The organism is Streptomyces sp. NPDC001890 (assembly GCF_042891445.1).
In the GTDB taxonomy this organism is placed as follows: Bacteria; Actinomycetota; Actinomycetes; order Streptomycetales; family Streptomycetaceae; genus Streptomyces.
On record NZ_JBIATE010000007.1, the window covers coordinates 144,491 to 170,608 of the forward strand.

Consider the following 26,118-nt stretch of genomic DNA (forward strand, 5'->3'; position numbering starts at 1 on the left):
GGGGCCCGCGCCGCCGTGAACGTCAGCCGGCCCTGCGGTGAACCTTCGACCGCGACCGCTTCTCCACGTACATCCGCTGGTCGGCGGAGCGCAGCACCTCTTCGGCGGTCATGCCGCAGGCGGCCCACCCGATGCCGAAGCTCGCCCCCACGCGCACCGCCCGGCCGTCGACCCGGATGGGCGGAATGATGGCGTTGCGCAGGCGTACGGCCAGGTCCGCGGCGTCCGCGTTGCCGAGCCCGTCGGCCAGGACGACGAATTCGTCACCCCCGAGCCGGGCCACGGTGTCGCCGTCGCGGACACAGGTGCTGAGCCGGCGGGCGACCTCGATCAGCACGGCGTCACCGGTGTGGTGGCCGAAGCGGTCGTTGATCGACTTGAAGCCGTCGAGGTCGCAGAAGAGGACCGCGAGCCCCTTCGCCCCGTCGTCGTGCTCGGTGTCGGGCGCGACAGCGTGCACATGGTGGTCGTACGGGCCGCCGGGCGCCGGGTCCACCTCGTAGCCGTGCGCCGGCCGCGCGTCCGGGTCGTCGACGTCGCCGTAGGCCGCGTCCAGCGCCTCCACCGGGGTGGTGGCCGTGGAGTCCGGGCGTTCGCAGAGCCGGGCGCCCAGCCGGGAGCGCAGCTCGGCGCTGTTGGGCAGGCCGGTGAGCGCGTCGTGCGAGGCGCGGTGCGCCAGATGCAGCTCGTGGCGCTTGCGCTCCTCTATGTCCTCGACGTGGGTGAGCAGGAAGCGCGGGCCGTCCGCGGTGTCGGCGACGACGGAGTTGCGCAGCGAGACCCAGAGGTAGGTGCCGTCCCGCCGCCCGAGCCGCAGCTCGGCACGGCCGCCCTCGGCGGAGGTGCGCAGCAGGGTGCCGATGTCCTCGGGGTGGACGAGGTCGGCGAAGGAGTAACGGCGCAGGACGGACGCGGGCCGGCCGATCAGCCGGCACAGCGCGTCGTTGGTGCGCAGCAGCCGGCCCTGCTGGTCGCCGCCCATCTCGGCGATGGCCATGCCGCTGGGGGCGTACTCGAAGGCCTGGCGGAAGGACTCCTCGCTGGCCCGCAGCGCCTGCTGCTCCCGTTCGAGCCGGACGAGCGCCCGCTGCATGTTGGCCCTCAGCCGGGCGTTGCTGATCGCGATGGCGGCCTGCGAGGCGTACATCTGGAGGGCCTCGCGGCCCCAGGCGCCGGGGCGGCGGCCGTTGCGTGGGCGGTCCACGGAGATCACGCCGAGCAGATCGGCGCCGCCGCCGGACGCGTACATCGGGGCGTAGAGCCGGTCCTGGGGGTGCCACTCGTCCTCGAACCGGGGGTCCGGCCCGTCGGTGTGCCACTGCGGTACGTCGTCGTCGAGGAGGACCCAGCCGTCGGTGTGCGGTATGAAGCGGAGCTCGTCCCAGGCCCGGCCCATCGACAGCCGGCGCTCCCAGGAGGTGCGCGAGCCGACCCGGCCGGTGATCAGGGCCTCGGCCGCGCTGTTGCCCGCGAAGGCGGCGACGACGAGGTCACCGTCGGCGCGGACCAGGTTCACACAGGCCAGCTCGTAGCCGAGACCGTTGACGATTCCGTCGGCCACGGTCTGCAGCGTGTCGGCCAGGCTCCGCGCCGTGTTGAGATCGGCGACGGCCTGGTGCAGTTGCCGCATCGTCGCAAGGCGGACGTACGGCTCCGACTCGGCCTCCATTGCTCGCACTCCCCGAGACCTCGACAGCACTCCAGGTTTCATATCGACGTACTTGCTGCAGTGTCACCGCAACTGAATCACAGTGAGCTGTGCAGTCGGTACACAGGGTCAACAAATATTGCACTCTGTGACTCAAGTCACAACAGATGGTAAAGGGTCGCGAGTGCCGTACGGATCCGCTCCGTACGTTCCTTGAACACGGATCCGGACCTTCCCCGGCCACGGGTCCTAGGACCCGGCTGGTCCCCTGGCCCGATGCGGAGGCGGGCGCCGCGCGATTAGCGTGCCCGATGTGTTGCAGACGAAGACCCCCGCCCCGCACCCCCGGCCCATCCCCCATGCTGAGGGGGTGAGCAACGATGAGTTCCGAGGCGCCCTCGCCCGGCTGGCCGCCGGTGTCGTGCTGATCACCGCCCAGGAGCCGCCGCTGGACGAGAACGGGCGCGGCGAGGACGTCGGCATGACGGCGACCGCCTTCATGTCGGTCTCGCTGGACCCGCCCCTGGTGATGGTCAGCCTGCGCAACGGCTCCCGGATGGACGACCTGCTGTCGGAGCAGCCGCTGTGGGCGGTGTCGGTGCTCGCCGAGAGCCAGCGGCACGTCGCGGGACGGTTCGCGATGAAGGGCCGGATCAGCGACCGGCTGCTGTTCGAGGACATCCCCTACGCGCGGGGGGAGGTCACCGCCGCGCCGTTGATCTCAGGGGCGCTGGCCACGCTGGAGTGCCGGACCGAGCAGCGGGTCGTGGCCGGTGACCACACGCTGGTGATCGGCCGGGTGCTGAGCGCGGCGCTGCCCAGCGGGGAAGGGGCGCCGCTGACGTACTTCCGGGGGCGGTACCGGCAGCTGGGGTGAGGACGGGGCGGGGGCGGGGCCGGGCGCCGGTACGGAGTCCGGGCCTCCGCCAGGCGCCCGGACCGTCACCAGTCGCGGCCGGAGCGGCCCCGCTTGGTCTCGCCGCGCTGCTTCTTCTCGCGCAGCCGGCGTTCGTTGATGCCTCGTGGGATGCGGGTCTTGCGGCGCGGCCTGGGGGGCGGCGCCGTCGCCTCGGCGAGCAGCGAGGCGAGCCGTACGAGAGCGGTCTCGCGGTTGCGCCACTGGGAGCGGTGCTCGGAGGCGCGCACCGAGAGCACCCCGCCCACGAGCCGGCTCTCCAGGCGCTCCAGCGCCCGCTGCTTCCACACCTCGGGCAGTGACTCGGTCGCCGCGAGGTCGAAGCGGAGCTCCACCTGGGAGTCGCTGGTGTTGACGTGCTGCCCGCCGGGCCCCGAGGACCGCGAGAAACGCCACATGAGCTCGGCCTCCGGCAGGGAGACCGAACCACGGATGACATAGGGCCCGGACATGACACCCATGTTCCCCGGCCCGAGGGGTGTTCGTCACCTTCTTTTGCGGTACCGGGCACCAGCTTTTGCGGTACCGGGCACCGGGCCGACCGGGCGATTTCGGTAAAGAAAGCAAAGGGGTCAGGAACCTCCTGGCCCCTTGCCCGCGTTATGGCCTGTAACGGTAGCTTCGTGATGGCATGAAGCCCGCAAGCGACGATGAAAGGGACTTCCCATGGCTGTAAGCCTGTCCAAGGGCGGCAACGTCTCCCTCACCAAGGAGGCCCCGGGCCTGACCGCCGTCACGGTCGGCCTCGGCTGGGACGTCCGCACCACCACCGGCACCGACTTCGACCTCGACGCCTCGGCGATCGCGGTCAACCCGGCCGGCAAGGTCGTCTCGGACGGCCACTTCGTCTTCTTCAACAACAAGTCGACGCCCGACCAGACCATCGTGCACACCGGTGACAACGTCACGGGCCAGGGCGAGGGCGACGACGAGCAGATCAACGTCAACCTGGCGGGTCTGCCGGCCGACGTCGACAAGATCGTCTTCCCGGTCTCGATCTACGACGCCGAGACCCGCAGCCAGAACTTCGGCCAGGTGCGCAACGCGTTCATCCGCATCATCAACCAGGCCGGCGGCACCGAGATCGCCCGCTACGACCTGAGCGAGGACGCCGCCACCGAGACCGCCATGGTCTTCGGCGAGCTGTACCGCAACGGCGCCGAGTGGAAGTTCCGTGCCGTCGGCCAGGGGTACGCCTCCGGCCTGCGCGGCATCGCCCAGGACTTCGGCGTCAACCTCTGACGCACCGGCACCATCGCGAAAGCCCCCGGCCGTCGGGCCGGGGGCTTTCGCGTGCCCGCGTCCCGACCGCATGCGCGCCACCCTCCCCGTGTGCGCGGCCGAATCAGGTCCACAGCATCCCGTATACGGCGCCACCGGACATCCGTGCTCAACTCCCGCCGATTAACGGACACATGTGTATTCCATTCGGACAAGAAGTGGTCAAATAAATGTGAGGTATTTGTTAGTGCACCGTCAATGTTGCTGATTCGGTGGCACGCTCTCCGCTCGTAACCCCCCACGGAACGAGCAACGGAGAACGCATGACCCCCCACATGAACACCCGTCGCGCCGCAGCCCTGGCCGCCGTGGCCGCGATGGTCGTCGTAGGCATGCAGACCGGTGCGGCGAACGCCGTGCCGGACAACGGAAATGACGCCCCCTCCGCCACTCGCAGCGTCGTCCCCTTCGGCGCGAACAAGGCCGCGGTGCGCACCGCCGCCATCAAGTCCGCACAGGGCGAAGCCTCTTCGACCGCCGCCTCGCTCGGTCTCGGCGGCAAGGAGAAGCTGGTCGTCCGCGATGTGATCAAGGACGCCGACGGCACCGTCCACACCCGCTACGAGCGCACCTACGACGGTCTGCCCGTGCTCGGCGGCGACCTCGTCACCCACACCGCCCCGGGCGGAAAGCTCAAGGGCGTCACCAAGGCGACCAAGGCCCGGATATCGGTGCCGTCCACCACGCCGAAGATCAAGACCGCGGCCGCCGCCCGCAAGGTGATCTGGGCCGGCTCCGGCAAGCCCGTCCTCGCCCTGGAGACGGTGAGGACCGGCGTGCAGAAGGACGGCACGCCGAGCCGGCTGCACACCATCACCGACGCGATCACCGGCAAGAAGCTCCAGAGCTACGAGGCGGTCGAGACCGGCGTCGGCCACAGCCAGTACAGCGGCGACGTCGACCTGACGACCACCGAGTCCGGCTCCGGCTTCGAGCTGACCGACGGCGACCGCGGCGGCCACAAGACGTACGACCTCAACCAGGGCGAGAGCGGCACCGGTGACCTCGTCACGGACGACGACGACACCTGGGGCGACGGCACCGGCGACGACCGCCAGACCGCCGCCGTCGACGCCGCCTACGGCGCCGCGCAGACCTGGGACTTCTACAAGTCGGCGTTCGGCCGCGACGGCATCGCCGGTGACGGCAAGGCCGCGTACTCGCGGGTCCACTACGGCGACGCGTACGTCAACGCGTTCTGGGACGACAGCTGCTTCTGCATGACGTACGGCGACGGCGCCGACAACAAGAGCGCGCTGACCGCCCTGGACGTCGCCGGCCACGAGATGAGCCACGGCCTGACCGCGTCCACCGCCAACCTCGACTACTTCGGTGAGTCCGGCGGCCTGAACGAGGCGACCAGCGACATCCTCGGCACCTCGGTCGAGTTCGCCGCCGACAACAGCACCGACGTCGGCGACTACCTCATCGGCGAGAAGATCGACATCAACGGCGACGGCACCCCGCTGCGCTACATGGACGAGCCGAGCAAGGACGGCGGCTCGGCCGACTACTGGGACAGCAGCGTCGGCGACCTCGACGTGCACTACTCCTCCGGCGTCGCCAACCACTTCTTCTACCTGCTGTCCGAGGGCAGCGGCGCGAAGACCATCAACGGGGTCGACTACGACTCCCCGACCTCCGACGGCTCGACCGTCACCGGCATCGGCCGGGACAAGGCCGTCCAGATCTGGTACAAGGCCCTCTCCGAGTACATGACCTCGTCCACCGACTACGCGGGCGCCCGTGAGGCGACCGAGAAGGCGGCGACCGACCTGTACGGGGCGGACAGCGCCGAGCTCACCTCCGTCCAGGCCGCCTGGAGCGGCGTCAACGTGAAGTAGCCCGAACAGCGCGGTACTCCGGGAGCCGGTCAGTCCTTCGGGGCGGGCCGGCTCCTGCCGTACAGCCAGGTGTCCCACAGCCGCGTCAGGTCCTGGCCGGTCGTCTTCTCCACGTAGGCGGTGAATTCGGCGGTCGACGCGTTGCCGTGCCGGTGGGCCTTCGTCCAGCCCTTGACGAGCGCGAAGAACCGCTTGTCGTCGTCCACAGCCTGCCGGACCTTGTGGACGACCATCGCCCCGCGCCCGTAGACCGGCGGCTGCGAGATGTCCGCCGCCGTCGGCGGATCGGCCGGCGGGAAGGCCCAGTTGTCGTCGTCCGCGTAGGCCGCGTCGAACAGGTCCTGGATGGGGACGCCCTCCTTGTCGGCCGCCCACAGCCACTCCGCGTAGGTCGCGAAGCCCTCGTTGAGCCACATGTCGCGCCAGCTCCGGGGCGTCACGGAGTCCCCGAACCACTGGTGGGCCATCTCGTGGACGAGCAGCCCGGCGTCCGGCGGCCCGGGGAAGAAGGGCCGGGTCTGGGCCTCCAGGGCGTAACCGGCGTCCCCGTGGCGCTCGACGACCGCGCCCGTGGCGGAGAAGGGGTACGGGCCGAACCGCTCCGCCTCCCACTTCACGACCTCGGGAACCCTGGCGAGAATCCGCGCGCTGTCCTTCGCCACCGTCGTGTCCGCTGCGGTGAACACCTCGATGCCGTCCGCGGTCGTCGAGGACTTCGTCTCGAAGCGGCCGATGGCCACGGTCGCGAGATAGCTCGCCATCGGTTCGGGGACGTGCCAGCGGAACGTGGTGGTGGTGCCCGAGCCGTGCCGGGAGACCAGCTCGCCGTTGGACACCGCCGTCAGCCCCTGGGGGACGGTGACGGAGATGTCGTACGACGCCTTGTCGCTGGGGTGGTTGTTGCCGGGGAACCAGGCCATCGAACCGGTCGGTTCACCGAGCGCGACCGAGCCGTCCGCTGTTCTCAGCCAGCCCTCCTTCGACCCGTCGGGATCGGTGATGGTCCGCGGGGAGCCCGAGTAGCGGACGACCGTACGGAAGGTCCTGCCCTTGCGCAGATGGTCGGCGACCTCCGCGTCGGGGCGCAGCGTCAGCTCGTCGCCCGCCCGGTTGACGGCGGCGGGGCGGCCCTCGACGGTCGCGGAGTCCACGGTGAGTCCGGCGAGGTCCAGGTTGAAGGCGCTGAGGTCCTGGGTGGCGCGGGCGGTGATCGTGGCGGTGCCGCGCAGCCGCTGGGCGGCCGGGTCGGCGTCCAGCACGAGGTCGTAGTGCGTGACGTCGTAACCGCCGTTGCCGAGCTTCGGGAAGTACGGGTCGCGCAGCCCGGCGGCACCGGGCCTGCCCTCGACGCCGCCCGAGCAGCCGGTGGACGTCGTCAGCACCAGCAGGACGAGCGCGGCGGCGCGTGCCGTGCGGCGTACGGGTGTTCGCTGATCCACAACGGCGATCCTAAGCGCGGAATGTCCGATTCGGGGGATTCCGTCGACCGGATCCGGTCGCTGAGCGGATCCAGTGGATTCAGAGGATCGCGATGCCCAGTGGACGGGAACCCGCAGCCAGTTCGAACGGCTGCTTCTTGCCCGTCAGGTCGACGACGGTGATGCCGTTGCCGTACCCGTCGCGGGTGAAGCCCTGGGTGACGTACGCCGTGCGGCCGTCGGCGGAGACCGTCACGTCCTCGTGCGGCCCGTCCAGCGGCACGACCCGCTCGGAACCCCCGGGGGTACGGATGGTCAGGGACGGGCCCTTGTCGTCGGAGAGGATCGGGCCGGTGCCGACGACGAGCAGGGTGCCGTCGGGGGCGAGCGTCGTGCCGTGCTGGTGGGTGTCGGCGGTCATCCGCTCGATGGTGCTCCGCCCGGTGCGCGGATCGAGGACGACGAGCCGTTCGCCCTCGAACGGCAGCAGCAGCTTGCCGTCGGCGGGGCGCACGACGGCGTAGTGCGGCTTCAGCCAGGAGCCGAGACCGCCCTCGGTGCCGTACGGGGCGACCTCGAAGCGCCGCGTCCTGCCGTCGGCCGTGTTCACGGCCGTGACGTCGAAGGAGTCGTGATCGGTGGCGTACACCTCGGCGCCGTCCGGCGAGACGTCCACGTCGAAGGGGCGGCGGCCCACCGCAGCCGTGTCGGTCACCTCGCGGGTCGCGGTGTCGATGGTCTCCAGCACACCGTTGCCGCCGGGCACATTGACACCGACGTAGACGTGCCGGCCGTCGGGGGCCAGGGCGATGCCCATGCCCCCGCCCCGGTACTCGCCGGTCGTGACGGGGCCGGTCCGCGTCCGGTACGGGATCCGGGCGAGGCGGGTGCGGTTCGCCGTGTCGACGACCGCGACGCCCTCGGCGGTCGCCACCCAGGCGGTGCCCTTGTCGTCGACGACGAGGCCGTAGGGGGCGGTGCCGACCTCGACGGAACCGAGCGTGCGCCGGTCGTGGCCCGGATCCGGGTCGACGAACGTCACGGTGTCGGCGCCGAAGTCGGCGACGAGGAGCGTGCCGTGCGGGGTGGCCGCGGCGGCGGGCTTCGAAGGGGCCGGGGAGGGGGCGGCCGGTGCGGTCGGTACGGCCGTTGCGCTGTCCGGCGTACGGGGTGTGGCCGGGGCGGCCCCGGTGCCGCCCGCACAGCCCGCGAGGACCGCCGCCGCGGCGAGTGCCGGCACCGCGTGGCGCGCGTTCACCGGGCGCTCCTCAGCAGCGCGGCGATGTGCGCGAAGCCGCGGCGCTCCGCGTGCTCCAGCGCGGTCATCCCGTCGCCGTCCGCCAGGTCCACGTTCGCGCCGGCCGCCAGCAGGAGCTCGATGACCTCCTGGTGTGCCCGGCCGCCGTCGCCGAGGATCACGGCCTCCAGCAGGGCGGTCCAGCCGAGCCGGTTGACGTGGTCGACGTCGATGTCGGTGACGCGGAGCAGCTCCCGCACGTAGGCGGCGTGGCCGCGCTCGCTCGCCGGGATGAGGGCGATGCCGCCGAAGCGGTTGCGGAGCTTCAGATCGGGGCCGGCCGGCAGCAGGACGTGCAGCATCCGGACGCTGCCGGTGACCCCGGTCGCCAGCCAGGGGCTCTCCTCGCGCCCGTCCTGGGCGTTCGGGTCCGCGCCCGCCCCGACCAGCAGCCGGGCGGCCTCGACGTGGTCGCCGTGGACGGCGAGGAGCAGCGGGGTGCGCAGCTCCTCGTCGCGGCAGTCGACCCTGGCGCCGCCCTCGATCGCGGTCCGCACGCGGTAGGTGTCGCCGGTGCGTGCGGCGTCGAGCAGTTGTCGATCGAGGGCGTTCATCTCGTACTCCTGTTTGCTGAGCGTGCTCGACTTGCTGAGCGTGCTCGACTTGCTGAGCGTGCTCGACGGGTCGGGCTGCCTGTTACTTGGCGAGCTCGGCGACGCCGGCCTGGGCGAACTTCTCGTCCAGGTCGCCCGACGGGGCGCCGGCCACGCCGATGCCGGCGATCGGGGCACCGTTGGCGGCGACCGGGGCACCACCGGCGAGGAAGAGGGTGCCGGGGATGTCCTTCAGGGTCGGGGCGTTGGTCAGGCGCTTGGCGAGCTCGGAGGTGGGGGCGTTCCAGGAGACGGCGGTGAACGCCTTCTTCTGCGCGGCCTCGTAGGACTGCGGGCCGGCGCCGTCGCCGCGCAGGGTGACGATGGTGTTGCCGTTGCGGTCGACGACGGCGACGGAGACGCGCTGGTTCTCGTCCTCGGCGGCGTCGAGGGTCGCCTGCGCGGCCTTGGTGGCGGCGGCGATGGTCAGGTGGGTGGACTGCTGGAGGTTGCCGTTCGAGGCGTCGGCCTTGAGGGCGACCGCGGGGGCGGCGGCCGGGGTGGAGGCGCTGGCGGACACGGCGCCGAAGGTGCCTGCGCCGAGGGCGGCGACGGCGACGGCACCGGTCAGGACGCGGGTGCGCAGCGACAGCTTCTTCATGGTGGACTCCTCAGCAGGGGTGGATGAGCAGGTGTGGGGCGGTGATGCGGTGGAGCAGTGGTGCGGTGAAGCGGTGGACGAGCTGTTCGGCTCTGGGATCAATCCTCCGACCGCGACCCGCCCCGCACCGTCGACGGACCGGCTCGACGCCGCACGCGGGACGGTCGACGGCCCCATCAGCCGATCGGTTGATGCGAGGGTCGTCGTCCGGGGTGACGATGGGTGTATCCGTGCAGCTCAGCGGCGCCGCTGACGGTGAGGAGCGAGAGGTACGACGTGAAGCACCGAAGCCGGTCGGCACCCCGCACGGGCCCGGGAACGCACCCGGACGTGGACACGGACGTGAACATGGACGTGGACGTCGGCATGGGCATGGGCGCGGGGACGGGCGGGACGCCCGGGACCGGAAACGCCGCCCGGGACCGGTCCGGTGACCCGGACGCCCGGTGGCTCACGTTCCTGATGCACGCCGCGTTCTTCCTGCTGCTCGGCGCCTCGCTCACCCGCTTCCTGCTGCGCCACCCCGGCGAGGCCCGCACCCCGTGGATCATCGCGCTCTCCGTCGCCGCCGCCGTGCTGTACGTGGTCGGGCCGGTGCTGGGCTCGCGTCCGACGCCGCGCTCCCTGCTGTGGCTGGGGGTGCTGGTCGCCGTGTGGATGGTGCTGGTGGTCCTCGCGCCGAGCTTCGCGTGGTGCGCGGTGCCGCTCTTCTTCACCGGGCTGCGCATCCTCCCGCCGCGCGCCGCGCTCGCGCTCGTCGCCCTGCTCACCTTGTTCGTCGTCGCCGCACAACTACGGCTGGCCAAGGGCTTCGACCCGAATCTGGTGCTCGCCCCGCCGGCCGTGGCGGCGGTCGCGACGGCGGTCTTCGTCCATATGCAGCGTCAGGCCGTGCGCCAGCGCGAGCTGTCCGAGCGGCAGGGCGAACTCATCAACGACCTGCTCCGCACCCGCCGGGAACTGGCCGCCACCGAACGGCGCGAAGGAACCCTCGCCGAACGCCAGCGGCTCTCCATGGAGATCCACGACACCCTCGCGCAGGGCCTCTCCAGCCAGCAGATGCTGCTCCAGGCCGCCGACCGCACCTGGAACGCCGACCCGGCGACCGCCCGCAGCCATGTCCGTACCGCCACCGGCATCGCGGAACACAACCTCGCCGAGGCCCGCCGCTTCGTCCACGACCTCGCGCCGGCCGACCTCGCGGAGGGCGGCGGCCTGGAGGCGGCCCTGCACGCACTGGCCACCCGCGAGACGGTGCAGGCACAGGGACGGCTCACCGTCCACTGCCACGTGGAGGGCGAAGGGCTCACCGCGCTGCCCGACCGGACGCAGTCCGCGCTCCTGCGCATCGCCCAGGGCGGGCTGGCCAACGTGAAGGAGCACGCGCACGCGACGGAGGCGGCGCTGACGCTGACCCACCTCGGCGACCGGGTCGTCCTGGACATCGCCGACAACGGGCAGGGCTTCGTCCCCGACGAAACCACCAGGGCCACCGGCAGCGTGCGCGGTCACGGGCTGCCCGCGATCCGGGCCCGGCTCCAACAGCTCGGCGGCACACTGACGATCGAGTCGGTGCCGGGCGAGGGTACGGTGCTGTCCGCCGCCGTCCCCCTCACCGCCGCCCCGCCGACCACCCCGGAGGACCTCGCATGACCGCGACGACGCCCGTACGCATCCTGCTCTGCGACGACCACGTCGTCGTACGCGCCGGTCTGCTCGCCCTCCTCGGCAGCGAACCGGACATCGACGTCGTCGGCGAGGCCGGCAGCGGCGAGGAGGCGGTCGCCCTGGCCGCCAAGCTCACCCCGGACGTCGTCCTGATGGACCTCCAGCTCGGCGAGGGCATCGACGGTGTCGAGGCCACCCGCCGCATCGCCACCACCGGTGTCCATGTGCTGGTCCTCACCACGTACGACACGGACGCCGACATCACCCGGGCCATCGAGGCGGGCGCCACCGGCTATCTGCTGAAGGCCGAGCGCCCCGAGGAGCTCTTCGCCGCGATCCGCTCGGCCGCCCAGGGCCGTACGACACTCTCCCCGCCGGTGGCCAGCCGGGTCATGGCCCGGATGCGCAAGCCCCTGCCCACGCTCACCGACCGCGAGCTCGACATCCTGGCCCAGCTCTCCCAGGGCCTGGGCAACCGCGACATCGCCCGCGCCCTGTTCATCAGCGAGGCCACGGTCAAGACCCACCTGGGCCGGATCTACGACAAGCTCGGCGTCGACACCCGCGCGGGTGCCGTCGCCATCGCGAAGGAGCAGCGACTGCTGTCGTAGGAACCACCGCCCGGCAGTCCGGAGCCCCGGGCCGCCGGACTCCAGGCCCGCCCGAACCGGGCCCCGGAGCACGCCGGACGGCCTCCCGGCACGGGCGCCCCGCCGGGCATGACACCATCGAAGCGTGCTCGACATCGGCTACTCCCTCTCCCGGCGCTTCCCCGATCCCCCGCAGACCGACTACCGCCGCGCGGACGTCCATGCCCTGCGGCACGACCTGTTCTCCGGGGACGTCTACCTCGCGGACACCAAGGAGGACCGCGAGCTATCCACCGCCTGGGGATGGGTTCCGGTGCTCGACTTCGCGTGGGCGCTGTGCGACATCGTCGAGCAGATCGACCAGGACCCTCGCGGCAACCGCTCGCACCGGGAGCAGTTCGCCGAGCTGGACTTCACCGAGTCGTCCGACCGGATGCTCTTCGCACGCCGCTTCGGCTGGGTCGACATCGAGGCCGACTGGATGCCCGGCGACGAGCCCCCGCTCACCTTCAGCCACTCCCTGCTGCGCCGCGAGGCCCGCGACTTCCTGCACGACCTGATCGCCGACCTCGCCGACATGCACGAGGGCCTCGCCGACAACCCCGCGATCTGGGACCTCCAGGCCCGCTTCCCCCGTATCTGACCCCGCTCCCCCTCCGCTACGCCTCCACCCGCACCCCGATCTGCGCCGCGAACGCCGGTGCCAGCTCCATCAGCTGGGCCGGGCTGATCACCGCACCCGACAGCCGCTCCACCCCACGCGCGATGTCCAGCTCCGCGACCGTACGCAGGTCCACCGACTCCATCCGTGCGGAGCTGAAGTCGGCCCGCTTCAGCACGCAGTCACGGAACTCCACCCGCACCAGCTGCGCGTCCCCGAAATCCGGCTCGGACAGCACACAGCCCTCGAAGACCACGTCCTTGAGCCGCGCCCTGCGCAGATTCAGGTAGTCGATCTTCCCGCCGCGCACCAGCACCCGCTCCAGCACCCCGCCGTGCAGCTGCACCCCGCCCAGCCGTGCGTCCACCACCTCCACGTCGCGCAGCGACGCCCCCGCGAGATCGGTGCCCACACCCCGTACGCCCGTCAGCACCGAATCGATGAAACGGGCCCTGACCAGCTCCGTGCGGTCCAGTGCGCAGCCCTCCAGCGCACAGTCCATGAACCGGGCCCCCGGGCCCGACTCGTCGGCGAGATCCGCCCCGTCGAACCGCACACCGTCGTAGTCCCCGTCCGGCTCCAGTCCTCCCCCGTCGTACGGAACGAGGGGTGGGAGCCGCACTTCCGGGCGCCGGGCCGCCGGGACGGTGTCCGTCTTCCTGCTGTTGCTGCGTGCCATGCCCTCCATCGTGGCCCATGCCACTGACAACGCCCCGGGGCCGACGCCACGGACGCGGCCGGACCAGGACGGAGGGCCCGGACCAGGACGGAGGGCCGGCCGCCCCTCCTACTGCTGCCCGCCGAGCCCTGCCAGCGCCTCGTCGGTCAGCCGGTACACCGTCCACTCGTCCTGCGGGCGCGCGCCCAGCGACTCGTAGAACGCGATGGACGGGGCGTTCCAGTCCAGCACCGACCACTCCAGGCGCTCGTAGCCGCGCTCCACGCAGATCCGCGCCAGCTCCGTCAGCAACGCCTTCCCGTGCCCGCCGCCGCGCCGCTCCGGGCGCACGTACAGGTCCTCCAGGTAGATGCCGTGCACCCCGCGCCAGGTGGAGAAGTTCAGGAACCAGAGCGCGAAACCGGCCACCTCGCCGTCGTCCGACTCGGCGATGTGCGCGTACGCGGCGGGCCGCTCACCGAACAGCGCCTCGTGCAACTGCTCCTCGGTGGCCTTCGCCTCGTGCGGAGCCTTCTCGTATTCGGCCAGCTCACGGACCATGGCGTGGATGACGGGGACATCGGCTGGGACAGCGGTACGAATCATGGGGGCAGAGTAAGCAAAGCCCCCGGCCCCGCTCGCTCTGCCCCCTCGTTCCCCCTCGCACCACTCCCACCCCCGCTCCGGCCGCTCGTTCCGCGCCGCTCGGCTCCGCCCCTGCCGGAATGTCGATCACGCCACCGGTCCCGGGGCCGTGCGTCAATCGGATATGACTCCGAGCAGCCCCGCACCGCCCGCCCGGCGCCGCACCACCGCCGGCTCGTGGCTCCGCAGCGCCGGCTCCTGGATCCGCAGCGCACCCGGCACCTACACCTGGCTGGCCGCGCTCTTCGTCACCACGGTGATCGTCCATCAGATGTCACCGGACTTCGAAGAGGACTTCCTGCGCCAGCGCTCGACCAACATCCACGAACTCACCGAGGACCCCCTGCGCGTCCTGTTCGCCAGCGCCTTCTGGATCGACGGCGGCCGCTGGCTCCCCTACGCCGTCCTGTACACCGTCTTCCACGCCCCCGCCGAACGCTGGCTCGGCACCCTGCGCTGGCTCGCCGTCGCCCTCCTGGCGCACGTCCTCGCCTCGCTCGTCAGCGAAGGCGTCCTGGCCTGGGCGATCCGGCACGGACACGTGCCCTGGTCGGCCACGAACACCCTCGACGTCGGGGTCAGTTACGCGCTCGCGGGGGTCGTCGCCGTGCTCACGTACCGCATCCCGCGGCCCTGGCGGTACGTGTACCTCTTCGCCGTCCTCGTCTTCTACGGCATCCCCCTCGTCGCCGGCCGCTCCTTCACCGACCTCGGCCACTTCACCGCCGTGCTCATCGGCCTGGCCTGCTACCCATTGACCCGGTCCCGGCACGGGACGGGAGCGCCCCTCGCGCAGTAACGTCCCGCCCGAGAGCCAACAGGGCTTCACACCGGACAAAGCAGGGGCAAAATGAGCACCGTCAGCACCGTCAACGGCGGCATATCGTTCTGGTACGCGGACCAAGGCACCCCCCTCGCCCGGGAGCCTCTGCCCGGCGACGCCACCGCCGACGTCTGCATCGTCGGGGGCGGGTACACCGGGCTGTGGACCGCCTACTACCTGAAGAAGGCCGTCCCCTTCCTCAACATCACCGTCCTGGAAGCCAAGTTCTGCGGCTACGGCGCCTCCGGGCGCAACGGCGGCTGGCTCTACAACGGCATCGCGGGCCGCGACCGCTACGCGAAGCTCCACGGCCACGAGGCCGCCGTCCGGCTCCAGCAGGCGATGAACGAGACGGTCGACGAGGTCGTACGGGTGGCCGCCGAGGAGGGCATCGACGCCGACATCCACCAGGGCGGCGTCCTCGAAGTCGCCTACACACCCGCGCAGCTGGCCCGGCTCAAGGACTTCCACTCCGTCGAGATCGCCTTCGGCGAGACCGACCGGGTGCTGCGCGGCGCCCGTGAGACCTGCGAACGCGTCAACGTCACCGGGGCCGTCGGGTCCTCCTGGACCCCGCACGGCGCCCGGCTGCACCCGGTCAAGCTCGTCCAGGGCCTCGCCGCGACCGTCGAGGCGCTCGGCGTCACCATCCACGAGTCGACGCCGGTCACCGAGATCAAGCCCAAGCACGCGCACACCCCGTACGGCACCGTCCGCGCCCCGTACATCCTGCGCTGCACCGAGGGCTTCACCGCGAACCTCAAGGGCCAGCGGCGCACCTGGCTCCCCATGAACTCCTCGATGATCGCCACCGAGCCGCTCCCCCGGTCGGTCTGGGACACCATCGGCTGGGACGGCCGCGAGACCCTCGGTGACATGGCCCACGCCTACATGTACGCCCAGCGCACCGCCGACGACCGCATCGCGCTCGGCGGGCGCGGCGTCCCGTACCGCTTCGGCTCGGGTGCCGCGCACTTCAACGACACAGCACGCACCCAGCCCGCCACCATCGAGGCCCTCCGGGACATCCTGGTCCGCTTCTTCCCCGCCACCGCGGGGGCCCGCATCGACCACGCCTGGTCCGGTGTCCTCGGCGTCCCCCGCGACTGGTGCGCCACGGTCACCCTGGACCGTTCCACCGGGCTCGGCTGGGCGGGCGGCTACGTCGGCTCCGGCGTCGCCACCACCAACCTCGCCGCCCGCACCCTGCGCGACCTGATCCAGCAGGACTCCGGCCAGTCGGGCCCCACCGATCTGACCACCCTCCCCTGGGTCGGCCACAAGGTCCGCCGCTGGGAGCCGGAACCCTTCCGCTGGATCGGTGTCCACGGCATGTACGCCGCCTACCGCGCCGCCGACCGCCGCGAACTCACCTCGCCGCGGGCCGGCACGGACCCGGTGGCGAAGGCCGCGGACCGGCTGGCCGGGCGGCACTGACCGGAGGAACGGACCCCGGCAGACCCCGGCTCGGGCCCCGACGGGCCCGAGCCGGACCCGAGCGGGGACCGTGAGGAAGGCCGGCGCCCCTCCCGGGACGCCGGCCTTCCTCGCGGGGTCAGGCGACGAGCTCGGCGTCCTTCGCCGCGGCGGGGCTCTGGCTTCCTGTCGCGCATGACCGAACACCGGGCGGCCGGGTACCGGGCACAGCCGGGCACCCGACAACTGAACAAACGTTCAGCACCCGCGTGCATTGACAGGGGCGATCCACACTCCGAATACTGACTACTCATTCAGTAAGGAGCCTGTGCAGTGCCTGGACACCCCATGCCGGATCCCTCCGCCGCCCCCATCCCGATGACCGGCGGGGAAGCCCTGGTCCGGGCGCTGGCCGCGCACGGGGTGACCCGGGCCTTCGGCATCCCCGGCACCCACAACCTGGAGATCTACCGGCACCTGGCCGCCTACCGGATCGACCACCTCAACCCCCGCCACGAACAGGGCGCGGGCTACGCCGCCGACGCCTACGCCCGGGTCTGCGGGCGCCCCGGCGTGGCGATCACCACCACCGGACCGGCCCTGCTGAACATCGCGGCCGCCGTCGGCCAGGCGTACTCCGACAGCGTCCCGCTCCTCGTCGTCTCACCCGGCATGCCGCTGCGCCACCCCCGGCAGCCCACCGGCCTGCTCCACGAGATGCGCAGCCAGACCGAGGCGCTGCGGGGCGTCGCGGCCGTCAGCCACCGGGTGTCCTCGGCCGAGGAGATCGGCGTGGCGGTGGCCCGCGCCTTCACTCTCTTCCGTACGCGGCGCCCCCGCCCCGTACACATCGAGATACCGCTGGACCTGCTCACCGCCGTGGAACCGGCCGGGCCGGTACGGACCGCCCCGCCGTCCTCCCCCGCGACGGCGGACCCGGACGCGCTCGCGGCGGCCGTCGGGGCACTGTGCTCGGCCGCCCGGCCCGCGATCGTGCTCGGCGGCGGAGCGCGCGCCGCCGCCGCCGAGTGCCTGCGGCTGGCCGAGGAGCTGGGCGCCCCCGTGGTGACCACCGCCAACGGCAAGGGGATCGTCGCCGAGACCCACCCGCTGTCGCTCGGCGTCTCCCTGCACAGCCGGGCCGTCCGGCACTGGCTGGCCGAGCGCGACGTGGTGCTCGCCGTCGGCACCGAACTCGCCGAGTCCGACCTGTGGGAGCCCCTGCCCGCGCTCGGCGGCACCCTCGTCCGGGCCGACATCGATCCGGCACAGATGTACGCGGGGCTGCCCGCCGCGATCCCCCTGGTCGGCGACGCCCGCCACACCCTGCGCGCCCTCCTCGCCGCCCTCCCCGGAGCCACCGGAGCGCCCCCCGAAGCCCGGTCCGAAGCCCACCGGGCCGCCGCCGCACTGCGCGCGGAGCGGAACGCCGAGACCCGCGGCGAGGACGCCCCCCTCCTGCCCTACCTGGCGGCCATCAGGTCGGTCCTCCCGGCGGACACGGTGCTCACCTCCGACAGCGCCCAGTGCTGCTACTACGGCGCGATCCCGCACCTGCCCGTCGCCCCGGAGGGCCGCTACCTGCACCCGACGGGCTTCGGCACGCTCGGCTACGCGCTGCCCGCCGCCATCGGTGCCAAGACCGCGGACCCCGCCCGGCCGGTCGTCGCCCTGAGCGGTGACGGCGGCCTCCAGTTCTCCGTACAGGAGCTGGCCACCGCCGTACAGCTGCGGCTCCCGCTGCCCGTCGTGGTCTTCGACAACGGCGGCTACGGCGAGATCCGCGACGAGATGGTCTCCCGCGGCGACCGCCCCACCGCGGTCGACCTGCCGCCGGTCGACCTGCCCGCCCTGGCCCGCGCCTACGGCGGCCACGGCGTACGAGCCGACTCGCCCGAGGCGCTGGCAGAGGCACTGCGCCACGCCCTGGACACCCCCGGCCCCACCCTCATCACCGTCCCCCTCGCCACCGCCCCCAGGGAGCTCCCCCGATGACCACCGCTGCCGCCGTCGATCCCGCCCCTCCCCTGATCTCCCTCACCTGGACCGACCAGGAGACCGGCCACCAGGGGCACCTGGTCATCGACCGCCTGGTGCGCGGCGTCTCCAGCGGCGGTCTGCGGATGCGCTCCGGCTGCACGCTGGCGGAGGTCACCGGCCTGGCCCGGGGCATGACGATGAAGGAGGCGCTGCACTACAACCCGCAGGGCCGCTACATCCCGCTGGGCGGCGCCAAGGGCGGCATCGACTGCGACCCGCGCGACCCCGCCGCCTACGGCGTCCTCGTCCGCTATCTGCGCGCCGTACGCCCCTACATCGAGAACTTCTGGACCACCGGCGAGGACCTCGGTCTCACCCAGGACCTGGTCGACCGGGCCGCCGCCGAAGCGGGCCTGGTCTCCTCCATCCAGGCGGTCTACCCGCTCCTGGACGACGAGGAGGCCGCCCGGCGGCGCCTCGCCGACGCGTTCGCCATCGATGTGGACGGCATCGGCCTGGACGAGCTGGTGGGCGGCTGCGGAGTCGCCGAATCGGTGCTCACGGCTCTGGACCGGGCCGGCGTCGCCCACCGGGAAACCCGTGTCGCGGTGCAGGGCCTCGGCACCATGGGCGGCGCCACCGCCCGCTTCCTGGCCCGCGCCGGGCTGCGCGTCGTCGCGGTCGCCGACATCAAGGGCACCATCGCCAACCCCGCCGGCCTGGACGTCGAGGCACTGCTCGCCGCCCGCGACGGCCACGGCACCGTGGACCGCGCCGTACTCCGCGCCGAGGACCGCGAACTGCCGGCCGGCGCCTGGCTGACCGCCGACGCCGAGGTACTGGTCCCGGCCGCCGTCTCGTACGCCGTGGACACCACCAACCAGGCGGGCATCACCGCCCGTTGGATCGTCGAGGCCGCCAACATGCCGGTGGTGCCGGAGGCGGAGACACTGCTGGCCGCCCGCGGCATCACCGTACTGCCGGACGTGGTCGTCAACTCCGGTACGAACGCCTGGTGGTGGTGGACCCTGTTCGGCGACATCGGCGCCGACGCCGACGAGGCGTTCACGTACACCCGCCGCTCGATGCGCGCCCTGGTCGACCGGATACTGACCCGCGCCGAGTCCGAGAACACCACCCCCCGGGCCGCCGCGCACGCCCTGGCCACGGACCGGCTCCCGATCGTCGCCGAACGCTTCGGATCGTTCCGCTGACGGCCGGAGGGCTTTTGGGCCGGGACAGCGGACGGTGGATCACGGTCGGCGGGGGCCCGGTCCGGGGAGACGTACGCCTGCGGCACGGAGCCTGCTCTCGACGAGCGCGGCCAGCCGGGCCGTGGCCGGCGCCTCTTCCTCGCCGTGGCGGGCGATCAGCTCGTACCGGGTCGCGGCCTCGGTACGGGCCTGCAGGCCGGTCACGATCTTGAGCTGTTCGGGGCTGGCGAGGTAGTGGTCGGCCAGGGCGGTGGCGAGTTCGGCGATGCGGGGGTCGTCGGGTTCCCAGGCCGCGGATTCGGCGGCGCGCCTGCTCAGGGCGACGAACCGGGAGTCCCGCAGGGCGTGTTCGACATGGGCGAGGTGGTCGTCGAAGCCCTCGGGGACCAGGGCCCTGGCGAGCACCAGGCCCTCCCGGGCGGCCGCCACCTCGTCCGCGGTGAAGCCGAGGCCGGCCATCCGCTCCAGCAAGGCCACGGCGCGGTCGGGCAGCAGGGCCCGGTTGCCGTCGGAGAGCCGGTGCAGCATGTCCCGCCGGGCGGTCAACTCCCTGATCCGCTCGGTGAGCTGCCGCTCGACATCGACCAGTGCGGTGGCGAACCGCGCGGCGTCGGCATCGAGCAGGGGCCCGATCTCCGCCAGCGGAACCCCGGCGACGGCCAGCGTGCGGACCTGCACCAGCCGCAACAAGTCGGCCGATCCGTACCGCCGGTAGCCGGAGCCGTCGCGCACGGGCTCCTCGGCCAGGCCGAGCTTGTGGTAGTGCCGCACCGTCTTCACCGTGATGCCGACGAATTCCGCCGCCTGACCGATCGTGACCCCGTTGCTCATCAGCCAAGCCTGCCTCATGGGCCGGGCTGCCGGACCGGACTGCCCGGCCGCCTGCCCGCCTGCCTGCCCGCCTGCCCGCCTGCCTGCCCGCCTGCCCGCCTGCCGCAGAACACCTCACTCGCCGAACACTGCGCCGACGAGCCGCTGCGTCGCCTGCTGGAACGCCACGGCCAGGGACAGCGCGGCGTCGTCCACGTAGTTCAGGGTGGCGGTCAGGGTCCTGCCGCCGTCGGGCGTGCTGTACATCAGTGCCGCATGACCGGCGGCGCCGCCGTTGTGGGTGATGACGGTGCCGCCGCTGCCGATGTCCTGCACGAACACCCCCAGGCCGTAGCCCATGCCCGGGGCGGGCGTCGGGCGCGGCGTGCACATCTCGGCCAGCAGCTCGGCCGGCAGGAGCCTGCCGCCCACCAGCGCGGAGATGAACGTGTGCAGGTCCCGGGAGGTCGAGATCATGTCACCGCCGCTGGAGATCCAGGACGGGTTCAGCCTGGTGACGTCGACCGTCCTCTCCTCGCCGGCGTCCTCGTAGCGGTAGTAGGCATGGGCGTGCGGCTCGGCGATCCCGGTCTGTGTGGTGGGTGCCGCGGTGCCCGACAGCCCGAGCGGCCCCAGGATCAGCCGCTGCATCTCCTCGGCGACCGGGCGGCCGGTGACCTGCTCGATCAGCAGCCTGGCCAGCACGTAGTTGGTGTTGGAGTAGCTCCAGTCCGTCCCCGGCTCGAACCGCGCCGGCTTGGACAACGCCAGCCGCACCAACTCCGCCGGCGGATAGGTCCTGAAGCGGTTGTCCACCCACTCCTTGCCCGCGGTGGTGGCGGGGATCCCCGGCACCATCGTCCCGTCCTCGTAGTACTCGCCGGTGAAGTTGAAGATCCCGCTGGTGTGCTGCAGCAGCATCCGCACGGTGATCCGCCGGTCCAGCCCGAACTCCGGCAGGCGGTCGGCCACCGGGGTGTCCAGCCCGATCCTGCCCTCGGCCACCAGTTGCAGCACCAGGGTCGCGGTGAAGGTCTTGGTGTTGCTGCCGATCCGGACGTGTCCGTCCACCGGCGGCTTCGCGGCCTCCCCCAGCCTGCTCACCCCGGCGCTGCCGGCCCACTCGCCCCGCTCGTCGTGCACGCGCAGCGTGATCCCCGCGATGCCGGAATCGACGATCTCCTCCAGGATCTCGCGGAGTTCCGGGCGGTCCTGCCCGGCAGCGGCGTCGTCGAACGTGCTCTTGTCCTGGTCGGAAGGATCGATGTCCATGGTGGTCGGCTCCCTTGAGTCCGTCGTGCCCGGATCGGCGCCCGTCGCGGCCTGCCGATGCGACGAGCGTCCACCCTGACCCGAGGTCAACCTCAATGGTGATCCAGCTCACACCGGCTTCCGGGGTGGCCACGCGCGAGACAAGCCGTTCCGTCATGTGCGGACACGACGAAACGGAACCGGAATCAGAGCCCTCATTTAGCCAACACCCCTATTCGGCAGCCGACTTGAATTCGAATACTCGTTGCAGACGCCGATGGGAATGATTAGGGTCACGGGAGTGCAAAGGCCGATCCACGGGGGAACAGGCCGATCGATCCACCCATGAGGCACAAGGAATTCCGGCGTGCTCGGACTTTCCCTGCCCATGCGCGTGCGCCGGGCACTTCACCCCCGTACGGCCCGAATGGCCAAATCGCCCGCGCTCGACCGGCGCGGGCACAACGCAGGGGGCTCACCTTTGAGGCGTACTCATGCACGCATCACAGCACGCGTCGCATCCATGACCGCATTCGCCCTGGCCGTCGGCCTCAGCGGGGCGACCAGCGCTCAAGCCACCTACTACAGCGGCGGAATGCCCGGCCCCAAGTTCAACGTGAAGGCAGTGGGCATCAACGACACCTGGGTCGGGTTCCTCGACACCGGGCGCAAGAACTGGAACAACGCGGGCGCCGGAGCCAGTATCGGCCGCAAGTCCACCGCGAAGGCCACATTCACGGCCGGCCGCTACAACGAGAGCTGGTACGGCCTCTATTCGCCGTCCGGCCTGCGTCCCATCAATCGGATCTTCAAGATCAAGGTGAACGCGAAAACCCTCTCCCGTGATTCCGGCTCCAAAATGACGGAGTGGTCCCGCAGCACGACCACCCATGAGCTGGGACACGCTCTGAGCCTCGCCGACAACCCTGGGACCAAGAAGGCTTCGCTCATGAAGCACAGCAGGAACAGGACCAAGGTGCAGAAGCCGTTGGCGTACGACATCTCCGAGGTCAAGAGGATCTACTGATGAGGAAAATGCGTCACTTCGTCGCGAGCGGATCCCTCCTCGTTCTCGCCCTTTCCGCAGCGGGCTGCTCGAACGGCGGCGAGCAGGCCGGAGGCAAGGCCGCCGAGAAATCCGAAGTCATCGCCTACCAGGCGGACTACCCGGTGTACGACTCGCTCGACGAGGTCGTCGAGAAGGCCGATCTCATCGTGAAGGGCACGGTGGTGGGCTCCACGGTCAAGGAGCTGAGGCCGGAGAAGTCCACCGACACGGACCCGCTGACCAACCCGCAGGCGGGCCTCTCCGAGGAGGAGGCCGCCGAGACCGACCCGGTCGTCATCACCGTCTCCGAGGTCAAGGTCTCCGAGGTCCTGGCCGGCGACGCCGAGCCGGGCGACATCGTCGAGGTGAGCCAGCTCGGCGGCGAGCGGGGGAACGTCACCTACCAGGAGAAGCACACCACCACGCTGGCGAAGAACGGTACGCAGTACGTGCTGATGCTCGCCGGCCACGGCGCGTCGGCGCCGTACGACCTGCTCAACCCCGAACAGGCCCTCTACACCGCCGGTGAGCGCGGACGGATCGAGCCCGTCGGCGACGGTGGCTTCGAGAACGCGGGCACGGTCCGGACCCTCAAGGAACGGGCCGCCCGCGTCAAGTGAGCACGGCCGCCTCCACGCCGGGTGCCCGCGAGGGCCGGCCGGCGCGCGAGGCGGCCGAGACGAGGGGGTACCGCCGGCGGGCGGTACCCCCTCCGTCGTGTCACCGCGCCCGGACGGGCCTCAGCCGGTCAGCCGGAGAGCCTTCAGGACCCCCGGGCTCAGCGTCACCGGATTGCCCTCGCCGGCCACGGCCCGGCCGCCGCTGACGCCGTACGCGCCCTGGGCGGTGTTGACCAGCGTGAACCGTCCGTCGTCCTGCCGCTCCAGCAGGAGCACGTACTCCTTTCCGGCGGCGAGGGCGGCGACCTCGGGCCCTCCCGCGTCGGGCGGGGTGTACGAGACGGTGACCTGCGCGCCCGGAGCGCTCCCCTTCGCGGCTGCCAGCACCTTGGCGGGGGCCTCCACCGACGTGACGTCGTCGACGGTCCGCTCCGTGCCCTTGCCGAGTTCCGCCCGCACGATGAGATCGGCCGCACCCTCCAGTGCGGACGCCGACCCGTAGGCGGGCTCGTCGGCCACGAGCCCCCCGCCCGGCTCGCCCGTCCCCGTCGTGGCGTACACGCCGACCGCGACGGCGACCGCGGCCACGCCGCACGCCACCGCGGCGATCAGTCCCCCTCGCCGACGCCGGGGCCGGGCCACGTCCACGGTGACCGAGTCGTTTCCGTCCAGCAAAGTGCTCAACTCCCTCGATGCGCGCGGGGACAGGCCGGATGCCTCGGCGCCGGAAGGCAGCGGGTCGGCCTGCCTGATCAGTGCTTCCATCCGCTTCGCGGACAGCGGGGCCTTCTTGGACTGCGTACGCTTCATGCCGACTCCCCGGACGAGGTGTAGTGCTCACGGAACGCCTTGCGGGCCCGGTGCAGACGGACCCATACGGCCGAGGTGCCGCACCCGAGCAGTGCGCCGGTCTCCGCCGCGGTGAGACCGTCCCAGTAACTGAGCACCAGCACCTCCCGATGCCGCTGCGGCAGGCGGTCGAGCGTGTCCAGGACCGTCGACTCCTCCGGCGACGCGGGGGCCCTGCCGAGTTCCTCGCCGATGCGTCGGCGCAGCTCGCTCAGCCTGACGGTGGCCCGGTAGTGGTTGCCGAGCACGTTCCTGGCCGTGACGAACAGCCATCCGGGCGTCGTCTGCCCGCCTTCGAGCTCGTGCTCCCAGGCGATGCGGAACACCTCCGCGGCGATCTCCTCGGCCTCACCCCCGTCAGCCGTTCTGCGGTGCGCGAAGGCGTGCACGCGCGAGTACTCCCGTGTGTACAGCGCGGTGAACCGGGCGCTTCGGCCCGGCTCGCTCACGGTCTGGTTGCTCTCCACACCCCCTATATGTCATGCGCGTGGCAGATCCTTACAGGGAGTCCGGAGTATTTTCCGGCGGCGTCGACCGCTGTCGGAACGCCGCGCGCGGACCGGGGCGACACCCCCCGGGAAGGCCAGGTCCACGCATAAAAAAATCCCAGGCCAGCATGGCGCTGACCTGGGGTTTTGAGCCGCCTGTCGGAATCGAACCGACGACCTGGAGCTTACAAGGCAACCGCTCTGCCAACTGAGCTAAGGCGGCAGCGCGCACATCGAAAGCCACGCGCGCGAGCCCTCACTCTACACAGCGCCCCACTCGCCGATCCAGGAAGTTCCGCGGCCCCCGCAGCCGCCCGAGCGGCCGTACGCCCACGCACCCGTATGTGAAGAATCGATGGCCTTGAAACTACTGACAGATTCCAAATGGCCAGGTAGCGTCGCTGAAGGTTCACGCAAGTGGACCAGACCACTCCCGCACTCGGATCGTCCGGCACGTTCCTGCCGGTGGAGGAGAAGATTCAGCATGGCCAGTGTCACGTTCGACAAGGCGTCCCGCGTCTACCCCGGCTCCACGAAGCCGGCCGTGGACCAGCTTGAGATCGACATCGCGGACGGTGAGTTCCTCGTCCTCGTCGGTCCTTCCGGTTGTGGCAAGTCGACCTCCCTGCGCATGCTCGCGGGTCTTGAGGACGTCAACGGCGGCGCGATCCGCATCGGTGACCGCGACGTCACGCACCTGCCCCCGAAGGACCGGGACATCGCCATGGTGTTCCAGAACTACGCGCTGTACCCGCACATGACCGTCGCGGACAACATGGGCTTCGCGCTCAAGATCGCCGGGGTCAACAAGACCGAGATCCGGGCGAAGGTCGAAGAGGCCGCCAAGATGCTCGACCTCACCGAGTACCTGGACCGCAAGCCGAAGGCGCTCTCCGGTGGTCAGCGCCAGCGTGTCGCGATGGGCCGCGCCATCGTGCGTGAGCCGCAGGTCTTCCTCATGGACGAGCCGCTGTCGAACCTCGACGCCAAGCTCCGTGTCTCCACCCGTACGCAGATCGCCTCGCTCCAGCGCCGCCTGGGCATCACGACCGTGTACGTCACCCACGACCAGGTCGAGGCCCTGACCATGGGCGACCGGGTCGCGGTCCTCAAGGACGGTCTGCTCCAGCAGGTCGACTCGCCGCGCAACATGTACGACAAGCCGGCGAACCTCTTCGTGGCCGGCTTCATCGGCTCCCCGGCCATGAACCTGGTCGAGGTCCCGATCACCGACGGCGGCGTGAAGTTCGGCAACAGCGTCGTCCCGGTCTCCCGCGAGGCGCTCTCCGCCGCCGCGGACAAGGGCGACACGACCGTCACGGTCGGCATCCGCCCGGAGCACTTCGACATCGTCGAGCACGGTGGCGCCGCCGCGAAGTCCCTCTCGAAGGACAGCGCCGACGCCCCGGCCGGCCTGGCCGTCTCGGTCAACGTCGTCGAGGAGCTCGGCGCCGACGGCTTCGTCTACGGCTCCGCGCGGGTCGGCGGCCAGGACAAGGACCTCGTCGTCCGCGTCGGCGGCCGCGCCGTTCCGGAGAAGGGCACCAAGCTGCACGTCGTGCCGCGCCCGGACGAGCTGCACGTCTTCTCGACCTCGACGGGTGCCCGTCTCACCGACTGACGCGCCCCGCACCCCCGCATCACAGCGGCCTCGCACGTATCGCGTGCGGGGCCGTTCGCGCGCCACGGGGCGCCGGAGGGTTTGAACAGGGGCCGGGCGGGTTTGGGGCCGCGCGGTGCCGAATTGCCCGGCACACCGGTCATTTCGGCTCCGTTCGTCAACACCGGATTCGAAAAAC

The 26,118-nt window shown here is 71.5% G+C and carries 25 protein-coding genes and 1 tRNA gene; 13 read left to right on the forward strand and 13 right to left on the reverse strand.

Annotated features, from left to right (window positions below; genetic code table 11):
* Positions 1-22: 22 nt before the first annotated feature.
* Positions 23-1,669 carry a diguanylate cyclase CdgB gene (cdgB, locus tag ACFYY1_RS20160; RefSeq protein WP_388587210.1) on the reverse strand — a complete coding sequence of 549 codons (1,647 nt, stop codon included), beginning with the start codon at positions 1,667-1,669 and terminating at the stop codon, positions 23-25.
* A gap of 349 nt (positions 1,670-2,018) precedes the next feature.
* Here cdgB and ACFYY1_RS20165 point away from each other — a divergent pair, with 349 nt between their 5' ends.
* On the forward strand, positions 2,019-2,525 hold the full coding sequence (locus ACFYY1_RS20165; protein WP_388587212.1) for a flavin reductase family protein: 507 nt from the start codon (positions 2,019-2,021) through the stop codon (positions 2,523-2,525).
* Between the two features lie 65 nt (positions 2,526-2,590).
* On the opposite strand, the gene arfB is transcribed toward ACFYY1_RS20165, so the two are convergent.
* Positions 2,591-3,025 carry an alternative ribosome rescue aminoacyl-tRNA hydrolase ArfB gene (gene arfB, locus ACFYY1_RS20170; RefSeq protein WP_388587214.1) on the reverse strand — a complete coding sequence of 145 codons (435 nt, stop codon included), beginning with the start codon at positions 3,023-3,025 and terminating at the stop codon, positions 2,591-2,593.
* 205 nt (positions 3,026-3,230) lie between these two features.
* Between arfB and ACFYY1_RS20175 the strand changes: the two genes are divergently transcribed.
* Positions 3,231-3,806, forward strand: a complete 576-nt coding sequence (locus ACFYY1_RS20175) for a TerD family protein (RefSeq protein WP_072487943.1) — start codon at positions 3,231-3,233, stop codon at positions 3,804-3,806.
* Between the two features lie 302 nt (positions 3,807-4,108).
* Positions 4,109-5,689, forward strand: coding sequence for a M4 family metallopeptidase (locus tag ACFYY1_RS20180; protein WP_388587217.1), 1,581 nt, complete (start codon positions 4,109-4,111; stop codon positions 5,687-5,689).
* A 29-nt stretch (positions 5,690-5,718) separates the two neighbouring features.
* Here ACFYY1_RS20180 and ACFYY1_RS20185 read toward each other — a convergent pair whose 3' ends face one another.
* From ACFYY1_RS20185 to ACFYY1_RS20200, 4 genes are all read right to left on the reverse strand, one after another.
* Complete coding sequence (locus ACFYY1_RS20185) at positions 5,719-7,128, reverse strand: M1 family metallopeptidase (protein ID WP_388587220.1); 1,410 nt, start codon at positions 7,126-7,128, stop codon at positions 5,719-5,721.
* 79 nt (positions 7,129-7,207) lie between these two features.
* Positions 7,208-8,365 (reverse strand): hypothetical protein, encoded by a 1,158-nt coding sequence (locus ACFYY1_RS20190; RefSeq protein ID WP_388587222.1) that lies wholly within the window; start codon positions 8,363-8,365, stop codon positions 7,208-7,210.
* On the reverse strand, positions 8,362-8,958 hold the full coding sequence (locus ACFYY1_RS20195; protein WP_388587225.1) for an ankyrin repeat domain-containing protein: 597 nt from the start codon (positions 8,956-8,958) through the stop codon (positions 8,362-8,364). The genes ACFYY1_RS20190 and ACFYY1_RS20195 overlap by 4 nt, the downstream gene beginning before the upstream one ends.
* A gap of 82 nt (positions 8,959-9,040) precedes the next feature.
* A complete protein-coding gene (locus ACFYY1_RS20200; RefSeq protein WP_388587227.1) occupies positions 9,041-9,598 on the reverse strand; it encodes a heme-binding protein in 558 nt (185 codons plus the stop codon).
* 372 nt (positions 9,599-9,970) lie between these two features.
* Between ACFYY1_RS20200 and ACFYY1_RS20205 the strand changes: the two genes are divergently transcribed.
* The 3 genes from ACFYY1_RS20205 to ACFYY1_RS20215 all read left to right on the forward strand — a co-directional run bounded on the left by ACFYY1_RS20205 (position 9,971) and on the right by ACFYY1_RS20215 (position 12,499).
* Positions 9,971-11,251, forward strand: a complete 1,281-nt coding sequence (locus tag ACFYY1_RS20205) for a sensor histidine kinase (protein ID WP_388587568.1) — start codon at positions 9,971-9,973, stop codon at positions 11,249-11,251.
* Positions 11,248-11,877 (forward strand): response regulator, encoded by a 630-nt coding sequence (locus ACFYY1_RS20210; RefSeq protein ID WP_388587230.1) that lies wholly within the window; start codon positions 11,248-11,250, stop codon positions 11,875-11,877. The genes ACFYY1_RS20205 and ACFYY1_RS20210 overlap by 4 nt, the downstream gene beginning before the upstream one ends.
* 124 nt (positions 11,878-12,001) lie before the next feature.
* Positions 12,002-12,499, forward strand: coding sequence for a hypothetical protein (locus ACFYY1_RS20215; RefSeq protein WP_388587233.1), 498 nt, complete (start codon positions 12,002-12,004; stop codon positions 12,497-12,499).
* Between the two features lie 16 nt (positions 12,500-12,515).
* On the opposite strand, the gene ACFYY1_RS20220 is transcribed toward ACFYY1_RS20215, so the two are convergent.
* Together ACFYY1_RS20220 and ACFYY1_RS20225 are read right to left on the reverse strand one after the other, a co-directional pair.
* Positions 12,516-13,196 (reverse strand): pentapeptide repeat-containing protein, encoded by a 681-nt coding sequence (locus ACFYY1_RS20220; protein WP_388587235.1) that lies wholly within the window; start codon positions 13,194-13,196, stop codon positions 12,516-12,518.
* Between the two features lie 108 nt (positions 13,197-13,304).
* On the reverse strand, positions 13,305-13,781 hold the full coding sequence (locus ACFYY1_RS20225; protein ID WP_388587237.1) for a GNAT family N-acetyltransferase: 477 nt from the start codon (positions 13,779-13,781) through the stop codon (positions 13,305-13,307).
* 163 nt (positions 13,782-13,944) lie between these two features.
* On the opposite strand from ACFYY1_RS20225, the gene ACFYY1_RS20230 reads away from it, so the two are divergent.
* The 4 genes from ACFYY1_RS20230 (at position 13,945) to ACFYY1_RS20245 (ending at position 19,253) form a co-directional block, all read left to right on the forward strand.
* Positions 13,945-14,619: a rhomboid-like protein gene (locus ACFYY1_RS20230; protein WP_388587239.1), complete on the forward strand. Its 675-nt coding sequence runs from the start codon at positions 13,945-13,947 to the stop codon at positions 14,617-14,619.
* A 51-nt stretch (positions 14,620-14,670) separates the two neighbouring features.
* Positions 14,671-16,080: an NAD(P)/FAD-dependent oxidoreductase gene (locus tag ACFYY1_RS20235; protein ID WP_388587241.1), complete on the forward strand. Its 1,410-nt coding sequence runs from the start codon at positions 14,671-14,673 to the stop codon at positions 16,078-16,080.
* Between the two features lie 327 nt (positions 16,081-16,407).
* Complete coding sequence (locus tag ACFYY1_RS20240) at positions 16,408-18,054, forward strand: thiamine pyrophosphate-binding protein (protein WP_388587244.1); 1,647 nt, start codon at positions 16,408-16,410, stop codon at positions 18,052-18,054.
* On the forward strand, positions 18,051-19,253 hold the full coding sequence (locus ACFYY1_RS20245) for a Glu/Leu/Phe/Val dehydrogenase dimerization domain-containing protein (RefSeq protein ID WP_388587247.1): 1,203 nt from the start codon (positions 18,051-18,053) through the stop codon (positions 19,251-19,253). The genes ACFYY1_RS20240 and ACFYY1_RS20245 overlap by 4 nt, the downstream gene beginning before the upstream one ends.
* A gap of 39 nt (positions 19,254-19,292) precedes the next feature.
* On the opposite strand, the gene ACFYY1_RS20250 is transcribed toward ACFYY1_RS20245, so the two are convergent.
* Positions 19,293-20,084 (reverse strand): MerR family transcriptional regulator, encoded by a 792-nt coding sequence (locus ACFYY1_RS20250; protein WP_388587249.1) that lies wholly within the window; start codon positions 20,082-20,084, stop codon positions 19,293-19,295.
* 114 nt (positions 20,085-20,198) lie between these two features.
* Entirely contained in the window at positions 20,199-21,335 is a 1,137-nt protein-coding gene (locus tag ACFYY1_RS20255) for a serine hydrolase domain-containing protein (RefSeq protein WP_388587251.1), read from the reverse strand.
* Between the two features lie 502 nt (positions 21,336-21,837).
* Between ACFYY1_RS20255 and ACFYY1_RS20260 the strand changes: the two genes are divergently transcribed.
* Both ACFYY1_RS20260 and ACFYY1_RS20265 read left to right on the forward strand, forming a co-directional pair.
* Positions 21,838-22,341 carry a hypothetical protein gene (locus ACFYY1_RS20260; protein ID WP_388587254.1) on the forward strand — a complete coding sequence of 168 codons (504 nt, stop codon included), beginning with the start codon at positions 21,838-21,840 and terminating at the stop codon, positions 22,339-22,341.
* A complete protein-coding gene (locus tag ACFYY1_RS20265) occupies positions 22,341-22,982 on the forward strand; it encodes a hypothetical protein (RefSeq protein WP_388587256.1) in 642 nt (213 codons plus the stop codon). Before ACFYY1_RS20260 ends, ACFYY1_RS20265 begins: the two co-directional genes overlap by 1 nt.
* Before the next feature lie 120 nt (positions 22,983-23,102).
* On the opposite strand, the gene ACFYY1_RS20270 is transcribed toward ACFYY1_RS20265, so the two are convergent.
* The 3 genes from ACFYY1_RS20270 to ACFYY1_RS20280 form a co-directional block, all read right to left on the reverse strand.
* The gene (locus tag ACFYY1_RS20270; RefSeq protein ID WP_388587258.1) at positions 23,103-23,792 is read right to left on the reverse strand and encodes a hypothetical protein; all 690 of its coding nucleotides are present in this window, start codon (positions 23,790-23,792) and stop codon (positions 23,103-23,105) included.
* Complete coding sequence (locus ACFYY1_RS20275) at positions 23,789-24,298, reverse strand: RNA polymerase sigma factor (protein ID WP_388587260.1); 510 nt, start codon at positions 24,296-24,298, stop codon at positions 23,789-23,791. Before ACFYY1_RS20275 ends, ACFYY1_RS20270 begins: the two co-directional genes overlap by 4 nt.
* 171 nt (positions 24,299-24,469) lie before the next feature.
* Positions 24,470-24,542: transfer RNA gene (locus ACFYY1_RS20280), tRNA-Thr, on the reverse strand.
* Positions 24,543-24,803: 261 nt separating this feature from the next.
* Here ACFYY1_RS20280 and ACFYY1_RS20285 point away from each other — a divergent pair.
* Complete coding sequence (locus tag ACFYY1_RS20285) at positions 24,804-25,940, forward strand: ABC transporter ATP-binding protein (protein WP_266730843.1); 1,137 nt, start codon at positions 24,804-24,806, stop codon at positions 25,938-25,940.
* The last annotated feature ends 178 nt before the right edge of the window (positions 25,941-26,118 follow it).